The organism is Rubellimicrobium rubrum (assembly GCF_006152115.1).
GTDB lineage: Bacteria > Pseudomonadota > Alphaproteobacteria > Rhodobacterales > Rhodobacteraceae > Rubellimicrobium > Rubellimicrobium rubrum.
Window position 1 is genome coordinate 225129 of the sequence record NZ_VDFU01000005.1, and the last position, 12567, is coordinate 237695.

10 protein-coding genes and 3 pseudogenes are annotated in these 12567 nt (G+C 64.1%); 1 reads left to right on the forward strand and 12 read right to left on the reverse strand.

Annotated features, from left to right (window positions below):
• The 5 genes from FHG66_RS06790 to FHG66_RS06810 all read right to left on the reverse strand — a co-directional run bounded on the left by FHG66_RS06790 (position 1) and on the right by FHG66_RS06810 (position 5005).
• Complete coding sequence (locus FHG66_RS06790) at positions 1 to 831, reverse strand: carbohydrate ABC transporter permease (protein ID WP_139075983.1); 831 nt, start codon at positions 829 to 831, stop codon at positions 1 to 3.
• 12 nt (positions 832 to 843) lie between these two features.
• On the reverse strand, positions 844 to 1716 hold the full coding sequence (locus FHG66_RS06795; RefSeq protein WP_139075984.1) for a carbohydrate ABC transporter permease: 873 nt from the start codon (positions 1714 to 1716) through the stop codon (positions 844 to 846).
• 91 nt (positions 1717 to 1807) lie between these two features.
• The gene (locus tag FHG66_RS06800) at positions 1808 to 3130 is read right to left on the reverse strand and encodes an ABC transporter substrate-binding protein (RefSeq protein ID WP_139075985.1); all 1323 of its coding nucleotides are present in this window, start codon (positions 3128 to 3130) and stop codon (positions 1808 to 1810) included.
• Between the two features lie 223 nt (positions 3131 to 3353).
• Positions 3354 to 4310 (reverse strand): sugar-binding transcriptional regulator, encoded by a 957-nt coding sequence (locus FHG66_RS06805; RefSeq protein ID WP_246082491.1) that lies wholly within the window; start codon positions 4308 to 4310, stop codon positions 3354 to 3356.
• A 2-nt stretch (positions 4311 to 4312) separates the two neighbouring features.
• A complete protein-coding gene (locus tag FHG66_RS06810; RefSeq protein ID WP_139075987.1) occupies positions 4313 to 5005 on the reverse strand; it encodes an HAD family hydrolase in 693 nt (230 codons plus the stop codon).
• A gap of 1276 nt (positions 5006 to 6281) precedes the next feature.
• On the opposite strand from FHG66_RS06810, the gene rfbA reads away from it, so the two are divergent.
• The gene (gene rfbA / locus FHG66_RS06815; protein WP_139075988.1) at positions 6282 to 7187 is read left to right on the forward strand and encodes a glucose-1-phosphate thymidylyltransferase RfbA; all 906 of its coding nucleotides are present in this window, start codon (positions 6282 to 6284) and stop codon (positions 7185 to 7187) included.
• 166 nt (positions 7188 to 7353) lie between these two features.
• Here rfbA and FHG66_RS22855 read toward each other — a convergent pair whose 3' ends face one another.
• The 7 genes and pseudogenes from FHG66_RS22855 to FHG66_RS06840 all read right to left on the reverse strand — a co-directional run bounded on the left by FHG66_RS22855 (position 7354) and on the right by FHG66_RS06840 (position 11920).
• A complete protein-coding gene (locus FHG66_RS22855; protein WP_425471713.1) occupies positions 7354 to 7512 on the reverse strand; it encodes a transposase domain-containing protein in 159 nt (52 codons plus the stop codon).
• A gap of 72 nt (positions 7513 to 7584) precedes the next feature.
• A pseudogene (gene tnpC, locus FHG66_RS06820) lies at positions 7585 to 8753 on the reverse strand (IS66 family transposase); the annotation flags it as partial.
• Positions 8701 to 8985, reverse strand: a pseudogene (locus FHG66_RS22860) (IS66 family transposase); the annotation flags it as partial. The pseudogenes FHG66_RS22860 and tnpC, both read right to left, overlap by 53 nt.
• A gap of 59 nt (positions 8986 to 9044) precedes the next feature.
• Positions 9045 to 9395 carry an IS66 family insertion sequence element accessory protein TnpB gene (tnpB, locus tag FHG66_RS06825; protein ID WP_139075989.1) on the reverse strand — a complete coding sequence of 117 codons (351 nt, stop codon included), beginning with the start codon at positions 9393 to 9395 and terminating at the stop codon, positions 9045 to 9047.
• Complete coding sequence (locus FHG66_RS22745) at positions 9392 to 9595, reverse strand: hypothetical protein (protein ID WP_246082492.1); 204 nt, start codon at positions 9593 to 9595, stop codon at positions 9392 to 9394. The genes tnpB and FHG66_RS22745 overlap by 4 nt, the downstream gene beginning before the upstream one ends.
• A 705-nt stretch (positions 9596 to 10300) precedes the next feature.
• Positions 10301 to 11638 (reverse strand): annotated as a pseudogene (locus tag FHG66_RS06835) (IS5 family transposase).
• Between the two features lie 75 nt (positions 11639 to 11713).
• Positions 11714 to 11920 carry a hypothetical protein gene (locus tag FHG66_RS06840; protein WP_139075990.1) on the reverse strand — a complete coding sequence of 69 codons (207 nt, stop codon included), beginning with the start codon at positions 11918 to 11920 and terminating at the stop codon, positions 11714 to 11716.
• Positions 11921 to 12567: the final 647 nt, after the last annotated feature.

The window sequence follows — 12567 nt, forward strand, 5'->3', positions numbered from 1 at the left end:
TTATTTCACGGCGCCGAAGGTGAGGCCGCGCACCAGTTGCCGCTGAGAGAACCAGCCCAGCACGAGGATGGGCGCGATGGCCATGGTCGAAGCCGCCGACAGTTTGGCGTAGAAGAGGCCCTGCGGTGACGAGAAGCCGGCGATGAACTTGGTCAGCGGCGCCGCGTCCGTCACCGTGAGGTTGATGGTCCAGAACGCCTCGTTCCAGGCCAGGATGACGTTCAGCAGGAACGTGGAAGCGATGCCGGGCAGCGCCATCGGGGTCAGGACGTAGATGATCTCGGAGGACAGAGTCGCACCATCCATCCGCGCGGCTTCCAGGATCTCGCCAGGAATCTCGCGGAAATAGGTGTAAAGCATCCACACGATGATCGGCAGGTTGATGAGCATCAGAACGACCGTCAGGCCGATGCGCGAGTCGAGCAGACCGAGCGTCCGGAAGATGAGGTAGATGGGCACGAGCACGCCCACTGCGGGCATCATCTTGGTGCTGAGCATCCACATCAGCAGGTCCTTGGTCCTGCGGCCGGGCACGAAGGCCATTGACCAGGCGGCGGGCACTGCGAGGACGAGCCCCAGGACGGTGGATCCCAGGGAGATGATGACCGAGTTCAGGAAGTAGTCGAAGTAGTCCCGCTGGCGCTCCACGTCGTAGTAGTTCTTGAGCGTCCAGTCGAAGTTCAGGAACACCGGGGGGGACGCCACCGCGACGGGCTCGGGCTTGAAGCTGGTGAGCACCGTCCACAGGATCGGAAAGAAGAGGATCAGTGCGACGGTCCAGGCGAGGACGGTGTTGATCGTCTTGCGGGCAGGTGTGACGGCACGCGACATTCGGTCAGCTCCTCACGCGTCCAGATTGCGGCCGACGGCGCGCATCAGGAATACGGCGACGATGTTCGCCAGGATGACGGCCACCACACCTCCGGCAGCGGCAGTCCCGGCATCGAAGTCGAGCAGCGCCTCCTTGTAGACGAGGTAGGTGAGCGTGGTCGAAGAGGTGCCGGGGCCTCCGTTCGTGGTGACAAGGATCTCGCCGAAGATGCCCAGCAGGAAGATCGTCTCGATCAGGATGACGACCGTGATCGCGCGGGCAAGGTGCGGCAGCATGATGAACCAGAACCGCTTGACCGGCGGAGCGCCGTCCATCTCGGCCGCCTCGAGTTGCTCAGAGGACAGGGACTGAAGCGCGGTCAGCAGGATCAGGGTCGCAAATGGCAGCCATTCCCAGGACACGATCATGATGATCGATCCAAGCGGCGCCTGGCCGAGGAAATCGAAAGGCCGAAGCTCGATGAGCTTGAACGCCTCGGCAAACAAGCCATTGGTCGGGTTGAAGAACATGTTCTTCCACACCAAAGCCGCCACCGGAGGCATGATGAAGAAGGGCGAGATCACGAGGATCCGCACGATCCCCTGCCCCCAGATCGGCTGGTCGATCAGAAGGGCGATCCCGATTCCCCCCACCACCGTGACCAGCAGCACGCCTCCCACCAGTAGGAACGTGTTGATGATCGCTCCCCAGAACGCGGGCGCCGAGACGAAGTTCAAGTAATTGGAGAGCCCGATGAAGCCTGAGCGGTCCGGATAAAGAAGGTTGTAGCGCTGGAACGAGAACCACAACGTCAGGACCAGCGGCACGATCATCCAGATCAGCAGCAGGAGTACGGTCGGCGAGAGCATGGCCCGGGCTGCGACCCGCGAGGCTTGCGTGGACATGGGGCAGACCTCATTGCGAGGGATTGTGCCCGGCCCCCAAAGGGACCGGGCGACGATGCAAGGGCCGCCGCAGCGGTCATTGCAACGGTGATTACTGGATGTAACCCGCCGTCGTCATCTCTTGGACCGCCAGTTCCTGAGCGGCGGCCAAGGCTTCATCCACGGTCTTCTCGCCAGCCAGTGCGGCCGAGAACTCCTGGCCTACAGCAGTGCCGATGCCCTGGAACTCGGGGATCGCGACGAACTGCACGCCGGTGTAGGGGACAGGCTGAACGGTCGGGCTGTTGGGATCGGCCGCGTTGATCGAGTCGATCGTCATCTGCGCGAAGGGTGCCGCGGCCAAGTATTCCTGGTTCTCGTAAAGCGACGTGCGCGTGCCCGGGGGAACATTGGCCCAACCTTCGTTCTCGGCCACGAGTTCGGTGTACTCTTTCGAGGTTGCCCAGGCGACGAACTGCTTGGCAGCGTCAGGGGCGTCCGACGACGAGGGGATGGCCAGCGACCACGCCCAGAGCCAGTTGGCCCGCTTGCCTTGCCCAGAGTCAGGCCCGAGAGCGAAGCCCACCTGATCGGCAACCGTGGAGTTGTTGGGATCGGTCACGAACGAACCGGCGACCGTGGCATCGATCCACATGCCGCATTTGCCCTGCTGGAATAGGGTCAGGTTCTCATTGAAGCCGTTCGACGACGCACCGGGCGGGCCGTAGTTGGTCATCAGGTCGAGGTAGTCGGTGATGGTCGCCTTCCACTCGGGGCTGTCGAACTGGGGCTGCCAATTCTCGTCGAACCAGCGCGCGCCGTAGGAGTTGGCCATCGTCGTGATGAAGGCCGTGTTCTCGCCCCAGCCGGCCTTGCCGCGCAGGCAGATGCCGTAGATGCCGTTGTCGGGATCGTTCATGGCGGCTGCAGCGGCCTTGATGTCGTCCCAGGTCGGCTGATCGGGGATCGTGACGCCGGCGGCCTCGGCCAGGTCCTTGCGATACATGACGAACGAGGATTCGCCGTAGAACGGGACAGCGAAAAGCGTGTCGTCCACCGACAGGCCCGCGCGGATCGGCGGCAGGATGTCGTCCACATCGTATTCGGCAGGCAGATCGTTCAGCGGAACGAGCCAGCCCTGTTTGCCCCAGATCGGAACCTCGTAGGTGCCGATGGTGATCACGTCGTACTGCCCACCGCTGGTGGCGATGTCGGTCGTAACGTTCTGGCGGAGCACGTTCTCTTCGAGCGTCACCCACTCGAGCTCGATGTCAGGATGCTGCTCGGTGAAGGCATCGGTCAGGCCCTGCATCCGGACCATGTCGCCGTTGTTCACGGTCGCGATCGTCAGGGTCGTGGCCTCTTGGGCCGAGGCAGCGATGCCCAAGGCGCAAAGGGCCGTCGCCCCCATTAGGGCGCGGGTCAGCGTGTTCATGTATCCTCCCGTTTTGCCTCGATCGGGCAAATGCTTACGTCGTGGGCAAATACTCCTGACTTCGTGATCACCTGTCAAGAGATGTTGCACGCCGCGCTGCAGCAAGGCCGAACGCGTAGGCCAAAGCTGGCCTGAGGTTGCTTCAAGCTGCTTCTTCAACGATAAGTGACTTGGGCGAATGCCGTCGGCCATCGTGCTTCCGGCCAAGCGGGCCGCGTCACCCTTAGGACAGAAGGGCTTCGGCCGTGGCTTCATTGGTGACAAGCCCATTGACCAGCCGTCCGACCAGGGCAGCGCGCAAGGCAGCCAGTTTTGCCTCTCCGAGCGCCACGGCGACGACGGTGCGATCAACCGCCCGGGGCAGCGGAGCGGACGCGACGCGGGCGTTGGAGGCGCAATCCAGGAGATGACCCGTATCGTCGTAGATCCAGGACGTGATCTCGCCTACACCCCCTTGCGAGATCACCTCTTCCATCTCGCTCCGGCTGAGGAATCCATCGACAACCAAGGGCGCGCGCAAACCCATCTGGCCGATCCCCACAAGCGTCAGGTCCGCCTTTGCACAAAGGCCCAGCGTGCTGCGGACCGCCTCCTGTCCGTGCAGCACCGCGAGTTCGCGCGCGTCGCGTGCGAAAACCGGCAACGGAAACGGATAGTGAGGTGCCCCGACGCGGTCGGCCATTCGGACTACCGCATTGTAAGGCGTCGCCTGTCCATCGGCCATCATATTGCCCAGGAGCGAGACGATCCGATGCTGCGGACAATCCATGCGGGAAAGCGCTTCCACGGTTGCCTTGAGCGCTCGCCCCGTCCCTAGGGCTATGACCCGCGGGTCCGGACTCCGTAGGGTCCGTTCGAGGAGACCGGCCGCAGCGCTTGCCACTCCTCCCAGAAGGTCGGGCGCCGCAGGGTCGGATGGCGCGACCTCAACCACTCGAAGGTCGAACGCTTCAGCAAGGGCCTCGGCCAAGTCCATGCAGCGGCCGATGGGGTGATCGAGCCGGACCTTGACCAGGCGCTCCGAGACGGCCATCGCCACGAGGCGCTGCGCCGTCTGTCGCGAAACACCCAGTTTTTGCGCAATCTCGTCCTGTGTGTTGCCGGCGACATAGTAGAGCCAACCAGCACGGGCGGCATCGTCCAGACGATTTGGCGAGTTCGTAAAACGCTGGTTGGTCAAGCTCATTGCTCCGGGGCGGGCGAAGCCTTCAGCAGGCCCGGATAGACCGCCACGAGGTCCGACCAGTGGAAGAATGGTGTCAAAGGACCAAGCTTGTCAAACTCGGGCATCCGTTCCGAGTCCAGGCCGGACCAATGACTAGCCCCCGCATAGAAGGCCACCTCCATGCCGGCAGCCTGTGCAGCCTGGACGCCGGGCGCGCTGTCCTCAATCACCAAGCAGTCCTGCGGATCGACCCCTAGCTCCTTTGCAGCGTGCAGGAAAAGATCTGGGGCCGGCTTGCCACGCTCGACCATGCTGGCGGTGAAGACCCGGTCGAAGAACCCACTGAGCCCGACCAGTTCCAGGCTTCGCGATGCCCGCTGCGGCGAAGATGACGTGGCCACGCAAGCCTGTACGCTCAAGCGGTTCAGGATGTTCAGGACGCCTGGCGTTGGGCGCAGGTCCGTCTCAAAACGGCGCAACAATTGCTCCCTGTAACGGGCCTCGAAATCAGGAGGCAAGGTCACGGCAAAGCTGGACCGGATCGTCTGCGCGACGAAGGGAAAGCTACGGCCCTGAAAATGCGTCCGGACATAAGACGCATCGAATGACACGCCGTACTGAGCAGCGAGGTCGACCAGAACGCAAGCGGAGATGACCTCGCTGTCGATCAACACGCCATCGCAGTCGAAGATCGCAAGTTTCAGGGTCATCCCGGATGCTCACCGCCTGCCAGTTCGTCGGCTGCGCGTAGCACGCAGCAACCGAGCGGCCAAGCGATCGTAAGCCGCCCGCAGACTTGAGCGCGGCAACACCGGTATCCTCTTGGTCGACTCCCATTGAGTGAGCTGGGCAGGTGTTGATTGATCTTGGTCGCCACCCGGAGCTTGGCTGACGGAGCGGTTTACGAATGCGCTTCCGACCCGGGCGGCGCGGGCCGAAATGGGGACCTCCGGGCCCGTTAGCCGATGGCCCGGGGCTGACGACCGGCGCTTCCTGCTGGTGAGCCGCCGGCGTTCGACGGCGGTCTGAGCCTTGCGCCGAGTGCAGACGATCGCGCCTTCCAACAGGTCCCCCCCCCCCGAGCGTTGAAACGCCGATTGCGCCGATGCCCTCTCGGGATGAGCTTGGCCCGATTGAGGGGCCTTGGATCTGCTCGCCAACATGCCATCCCGGACTGCGTGAGCCAAGCCTTCCGGGCCCTTGTCGGACCTTATGGTCCCAGGCACGCCACAGGGGACGAACCGGTCCGCAAGGCTGTCGATAAGGTCACCCGATGGGAGTCGTCCGGCTGACCAGGATGGACAGACTCTCCCCGGGGCCACCCCTAGATCAGACGCAGCCTTCGGCCCTTCCCGAGCAGGTCCCGGATCGTGCGGCGCCACTACGGCCGCACTCGCAAGCTAGCGCCATGATGTCGGCCGCGAACTGCTCTCCTCCGTCTCTGCCCGCGATACCTTGCGGGGGGTCGAGCGATGCTGATCTGGACCAAGGGGTCAGAACAGATTGCTGTACGGTTTCGCGTACCACAGAGGGGCGTCGGCCGTTCCATCTGCGGATCAAACCAGATCAGCAGCGCTCCCCACTGCCTCAGGACAGTGTCGTGGGCACGCCAAGGCATCGTATGGTCGGCTGCGAACATAACCCTGGGCATGATCGGCCACCAACCCTGTCGGCTTGAAAGAGCAGTCCCGGACGACTTCTGCAACAATGTCTTTCATCGCCTATCACGTCAACAGACCTTGCAATCAATCGTGTATTGCTTGTTAGTATCGAGGCCTGAGCGTCACACCGACGCGGCTCACCTCCCAATTGGCATAGCCGGCAATCACAGTGGAGCTCTCGTTGAATAGGGTTGGTTCGGCTAGATTGACGATAAGTGCAACGAGCGATCTAGACTGAGAGAATTGGGCAGATGATCGCTAAACTCTAGTGCCAGGCAAGGCCGATTTCACCGCAGAGCAGTAAGTGCCGATAGGATGCGACTCAATGATCAGGCGTAAAGGAATCATCTTGGCGGGTGGCTCGGGCACCCGCCTGTACCCGATCACTATCGGACTGTCGAAGCAGCTCCTGCCTATCTATAACAAGCCCATGATATACTATCCGTTGTCGGTGCTCATGTTGGCTGGAATTCGGGAAATCGCTATAATTACGACTCCGGCTGACCAGGAACAGTTCCGTCGGACTTTGGGAGATGGGGCGCAATGGGGGCTGCATCTCACCTATATCGTTCAAGCATCACCCGATGGGCTCGCTCAGGCTTATGTCTTATCCGAAGTTTTCCTGTCGGGGGCCTCATCCGCCATGGTTCTGGGAGACAATCTCTTCTTCGGCCATGGGCTACCGGAGTTGATGGCTGACGCCGATGATCAGGATGGCGGTGGGACCGTGTTCGGCTATCATGTCGCCGACCCGCAACGTTACGGAGTTGTCGCGTTTGGACCAGAGGGAAAGGTCAGCGCTATCCTCGAGAAGCCAGCAGTTCCTCCCTCGAGCTATGCGGTTACAGGGCTATACTTTCTCGATGGAACTGCACCGGAGCGTGCCAAGGCTGTAGCTCCATCGGAACGGGGTGAATTCGAGATCACAGATCTGCTCGAGAGCTACCTTGCGGAGGACCTCCTTCGGGTCAAGATCATGGGCCGTGGCTATGCTTGGCTTGATACCGGCACTCACGCCTCTCTGCTCGATGCAGGAAACTTTGTGCGCACGTTGGAAGATCGGCAGGGCTTGCAGACGGGGAGCCCGGACGAAGTGGCGTGGCGGCAAGGCTGGATTACAGGGGACCAACTCATTGAACGCGCACGTCTGTTCGGCAAGAACGCTTACGGAAGCTACTTGACGTCGCTGGTCAGTGAAGTGCCTTACTCAGTCATGAAGTCAGAAAGCTAAGGACTGAAGCGGCGCTTATTGTCGCGGAGTCACTCAGAGGTTCAAAAGACAAGGAGGGCGGCGGGCCCGAGGCTCGCGAGGCGGTTGTAGGCCGACCGGCCGGCGCGGTCGAGGATGTCCGGCCAGTTCGTTAGCCTGCTTCGTAACGCTCCGGCGAGGGCCGCGGTTAGGCTGATTTCTGTTGGTTTGAGGCTGGGGCCCAGTTCCACTGCAGGAGTTCGGTGAGGCGCGACATGGGCGTGCCAGCGATGCGGGCGAGGACGTCGGCGAGCCAGGCCTGTGGGTCGATGTCGTTGAGCTTGGCGGTGACGATCAGGGAGTACATGAACGCGGCGCGCTCGCCGCCCCGCTCCGAGCCGGCGAAGAGCCAAGCCTTGCGCCCGAGAGCCACCCTGCGCAGCGCCCGTTCGGCGGCGTTGTTGGTGAGGCAGATGCGTCCGTCTTTGAGGAACCGGCTGAAGGCGGGCCACTGGTCCTTATCGAGCATGTAGGCGATGGCCTTTGCCGCGGGCGCGTGCCGGGACAGACGGGCGCGCTCGGCCAGCAGCCAGTCGTGGAGGGCCTCCACCAGCGGTCGCGAGAGGCTCTGACGAGCCTCGAGCCGGGTCTCGGCGGCCAGGCCGTTGATCCCCCGCTCGATCTCGAAGAGCGCATCGATCCGGGTGACGGCCTCGAGTGCCACGGGCCAAATCTCGTGTGCAGGCCTGCCGCCCCGGACCTAGCCCGCGATGTCGGCCAGTTCGAAGAACTTGCGTCGAGCATGGGCCCAGCACAGTGCGCTGGCGATCGGCCCCGGGATGCAGTCGGGGCGGTAGAGGTCGTTGTAGCCCCATAGGCATCGGCTTGGAGCATGCCCGTCCAGCCAGCGAGGTGCTGGTTCGGATGTTCCATCCGGCGGTCTGGAGAGAAGTGGAAGAGCGCCGCGGGCGGGGCCGGTCCCCCGAAGGGCCGATCATCGCGCACATAGGTCCAGAGCCGGCCCGTGCGGGTGCCGCCCTTGGCCAGGACGGGCACCGTGGTGTCGTCGCCGTGCAGCCGCTCGGCCGACAGGACATGGGAGCGGATCAGGGCGTGGAGCGGCGCCAGGGCCGCGGCGCAAGCACCGACCTGGTCGGCCAGGGTGGAGAGGCTCAGGTCCACGCCCTCGCGGGCGTAGCGTTCGGCCCGCCGGTTCAACGGCTGGTGCTGCCCGAACTTCTCGAAGAGCACCATCGCGAGGAGGCTGGGCCCTGCCCAGCCCCGGGGTGTGGGATGGAACGGCGCAGGCGACTGGCTGATGCGCTCGCAATCGCGACAGGTGAACTTGTCTCGGACCGTCTGGATGACCTTCCAGCGGCGCGGCACCACCTCCAGGGTCTCGGTGATGTCCTCCCCCATCTTCACGAGACGGCCCGAGCCACAGCACGCGCAGGACGCCGTCGCCTCGACCACCACCCGCTCGCGGGGCAGGTGCTCGGGGAAGGGCTGGCGGGACGGGCGTCGCCGCTCGAAGGGCTGAACCGTGGTCGTCGTCTCCGTTGCCTTCTCGGCGGCGACCCCCCTCCTCGGCCGCCGCGGCCTCGAGATCCTCGAGTTGCAGCTCGAGTTGGTCGATGAGGCGGGCGCGGCGCTCGGAGTTCAGGCCATACTGCTCGCGCCGCAGCCGGGCGATCTCGAGCCGGAGGTGCTGGATCATCGCTTCGGAGGTGGACACGACCGCCTGGGCCTGCGCCAGTTCGGCTTCCGCAGCCATCACACGAGCCTCTGACGCCGCGAGCGCGGCCCTTAGTCGGGCGATCTCCAGGGCCGGATCGAGCATGGTCCGAGACTACCCTGCCAGTTCGGCAAAGCCCAATGAAAACGGGTCCTCGGCCCTTCTTACCCGGCCTTGGCGGGCCGCTGCGTCCAGCGTGGGTTGCGCCAGTCGATGCCGTCCAGAAGATAGCCGACCTGGGGGGCCGAGATCGCTACGGCGGACCCCGTCTGACTCGTGGGCCAGATGAACCGGCCCATCTCGAGCCGCTTCACATAGAGCGACATGCCCACGCCATCGGGCCACAGGAGCTTGACCAGGTCGCCCCTCCAGCCAAGGAAGCAGAAAATCGCGCCCGCGTGCGGGTCGCGTCCCAAGCCTTCCTGAACCTTGAGCGCCAGGCTGTTCATGCCCGAGCGCATGTCGGTCGCTCCCCCTGCAAGCCAGACCTTCGCGCCGGCCGGAAAGGCGATCATGTCCGCTCCAAGACCTGCACGAGCCGGGCCAGCATCCCTAGGTCGATCTCGGCCCCGATCACCAGACGCCGCCCGTTCGTGAGCACCACCTCGACGCGGTCCGACCCGGCCTGGGGGCAAGCCTTCACCGGCGCCGGGCGCGGCACCTCCGGCGCGATCTGCAACGGCGTGAACCCAAGCGGTCCCTCCGCCCTCAGCACTCCCTCCCGGAACTCCCGCCGCCAGCGCGTCAGAAGGGAGCGCGAGATCCCATGCCGCCGGGCTGTCGCCGCACCCTACCGGGCGCCGCGCAGGCTCTCCTCGACGATGCGAATCTTGTCCTCGTCGCTCCAGCCCCGGCGCCGACCCAGGTCGGATGCCGAGAGAACCTCCACCTGCGATATAACCTTAGAGCCTGCCATAAGGTCAGGGTCTTAACTGACCTCCCCCGGCAGCGTCAGACGGCCCTCGCCGCAGGGATACCCTGCTTCACTGGTCCTGATCGGTCTTACGGCTGATTAGCGACAGCCACTCTGTCTAGCGCCAACCACCATGTTGGCCGCGGTCTCGAGTCAGAGGTCGGGCGTAGCCCGGCCGTAGGCTGGCGCCAGCGGCGCGCTCGTCTTCCTTTGGGCTGATGTGTGAGTGCTGACCACTGCGGGCCAGCACGACAGAGATCTCTGTGACCAAACGGAGGGTCCGTGCCGCGTCGGGCAAACCCGTCACTGGCCAGAAAGTGAGAGCCCACATGCAAGATCGTCATCGTCAGACTCAGCGCGTTACTGCCGCCGAGCCGAGTCCAGCGAGCGCACCGGACGCCAGATCGACGTCCATCCGCACCTGCCGTCGCAAGACCAGCCCTAGCGTGGCGCACCGTTCCCGACCCGCTCAAGGCGGTCGCAGGTGGTTCGGCCTGAACAACCTGATCAGGCGGTTGTGTAGTCAGATTGGCGGTCCTGCGCCCGGGCGAGCTCCAGGATCAGGGCGATGATCTGGGCAAGCCAAGTCCGAAGGTGGGCGAGGATGTTGTGGCCGCAGCCGCAGAGCACGGCAAAGAGCCCGTCACCGAGGGTGCTTTTCAGGAAGCAGCGCGACAGGCGGCCGTCGATCCTCATGTGGCCGATCTCGGGCTCGATGCTGCTGCGCCGACGGAGGGCCTTGGCGAGGGCGGCGCTCAGGCCGTGGCGGGTACCGCTGATAAGGACCTGCGTGCCCTCGACGCCGTGACCGCGATAGCCGCGGTCGACCACGGCGCGCTTCGTTGGGTGGTTGGTGAGGATAGCCACCTGCTCCAGCGCCTCCCCCAAAGTGTGACCATCGTAGGGATTGCCCGGCAGCGACCGCATACCGACGACGAACCCGCCCTTCAGCGTGGTCGCCACGCTGACCTTGGTGCCGAACTCGTATCGCACCCGCGCCTTGCCCTTGGAGATGCAATCCACCTCCGGCTCGTGCAGGGCGTAAATCTTGCCGGCTCCCTTTGGCGTCTGGTGGAGCAGCCGCGAGACGAGGACCAGCTTGTCGAGCACACGTTCGCGCAACGGCCCCGCAGGGACCTCGTCGAGTTGGCGGCGCAGGTCGCGAAGGACACGCCCGGTGTAGCCCTTGAGTGACCACAGCGCCTTGCGCATGTGCTTGAACTGCTTGGCGTGGGCATAGCGGCCGATCTGCGCCGCCAGCCGGGGCGCGAGGCGGGCATAACTCTGCCGCAGCTCGATCCCGGCCTCGCGGGCGAGGTCCACCAGCTGCGCCCAGGCCCGCTCCAAGAGCCGGGAGTCCGTCGGATGCGCGATGCTCTTTTCCATAACGGTCGTATCCACCGCGACTTCGTTCAGATTCGCGTCATCGACGGCACCCGATTTCCGACCCGCCTCGATGGTCGGGGTCGAGCAGCCGCTCGACGCCCTCATCGCCGATCCGCTTGCGCCAGCGGGTAAGCGAGGTCGGGTCGATCGGCGGGCGGTGCTGGAAGAACACCTTCCCGGTGAAGTGCTAGTAATACGGGTTCTCGACCCGAGCCGCGCGACCACGGCCTCATCCGACAGCCGCAACGCGTGCTGGAGGTAGAGCAGCCCCGCCACCAGCCGCGGCGAGGTCGCCGGCCGGCCCGTGGTCGAGGGAAAGAACCCAGCCCACTCCCGCTCGAAGAACTCCCGGTCAATGAGGGCGGCAAGCTGCACCAGCTCATGGCGCAGGTCGATCAGGTCGACGAGCCGTGGGCGGAGGAGGTCGTCCTGCTCGGGAGAGCGCGGGCGGTGCTTCATCGAGGAGCCGAAATTGCGGGGTCCCAGGCCAGATCCTATGAATTCCTGCACGCCAAATCGACCGAAACTTCCCATTTATGTTACAAGATCAGAGACTTCGCTGTTGTTTGGGCCGAACCACTTGGGATCGGCGGTGCTATCCAGCTTGTAGTGGCCAAGGCCAACTGCCTGCGCATTCGAGCCGAAGCTGCTCCCATGCGAGCCGGCGTTCGAGCCCAGAAGGGCGCGGAGCCCGATGTCCGCCTCCACGCCGAAGTTGTCGCCGTCGGGATCGTGGCACATGTTGAAGTTGAGCAGGCCTTCCCCCGGCGGCTAGATCTGCGCCAGCGACAGGTTGGGGACAAGTTTCACGATCTGACCTCTACTCATAGCATTTCGGGTCATAGCCTTTCGGGAGCCGCCCCGCGCGGGGGAGGCAGCCTGACCTTGGCCGTTCTGGAGAAGACGGAAATTTCGGGGCACGATTTCTCGGAAGTGTTGCTCATAGGAATTCCTGCGATCCACTTTGACGAGGTCGGCAAGAGGGCGGGACGATGTTCAAAGCTGTCAAACGCCTACCGACCAGTGGGTCGGCAGGCGTGGAGCCATCCCCCGGTAAAAGGAGAACCACTACCCGGCTGCTCGAGGTGCTTATGCTTGGGACGCCTGGGGCCCATGTTCTTCCGCCCCTGCGCACCAGAATGTGCATCGCGGAGTGCAACGGGTTGCGCACCGACGACTTCCGGTTCGACTCCGGGCGCAGAGAACCCTGCTTCTTCAACAGCATGGTAAGTTGGTGGCCCCGGCGGTAGGGGCCGGACCGAAGTGGCCTGCCACCCGAGAACGGATCCATCTGTGATGTCAGCGTGTCTTACGGCAGCCCCTGACCCTGAGTTTGGTCTGGGGTTTATGCCAGGTTTCGGGCAAGGTGAGCTTGGTCTGCGCAGGCC

Bases quoted from the DNA above. Each gene is read 5' to 3' on its own strand.
- FHG66_RS06790 (WP_139075983.1), bottom strand. From the start codon at position 831: ATGTCGCGTGCCGTCACACCTGCCCGCAAGACGATCAACACCGTCCTC.
- FHG66_RS06795 (WP_139075984.1), bottom strand. From the start codon at position 1,716: ATGTCCACGCAAGCCTCGCGGGTCGCAGCCCGGGCCATGCTCTCGCCG.
- FHG66_RS06800 (WP_139075985.1), bottom strand. From the start codon at position 3,130: ATGAACACGCTGACCCGCGCCCTAATGGGGGCGACGGCCCTTTGCGCC.
- FHG66_RS06810 (WP_139075987.1), bottom strand. From the start codon at position 5,005: ATGACCCTGAAACTTGCGATCTTCGACTGCGATGGCGTGTTGATCGAC.
- rfbA (WP_139075988.1), top strand. From the start codon at position 6,282: ATGATCAGGCGTAAAGGAATCATCTTGGCGGGTGGCTCGGGCACCCGC.
- FHG66_RS22855 (WP_425471713.1), bottom strand. From the start codon at position 7,512: ATGTACTCCCTGATCGTCACCGCCAAGCTCAACGACATCGACCCACAG.
- tnpB (WP_139075989.1), bottom strand. From the start codon at position 9,395: ATGATCGCCTTTCCGGCCGGCGCGAAGGTCTGGCTTGCAGGGGGAGCG.
- FHG66_RS06840 (WP_139075990.1), bottom strand. From the start codon at position 11,920: ATGTGCCACGATCCCGACGGCGACAACTTCGGCGTGGAGGCGGACATC.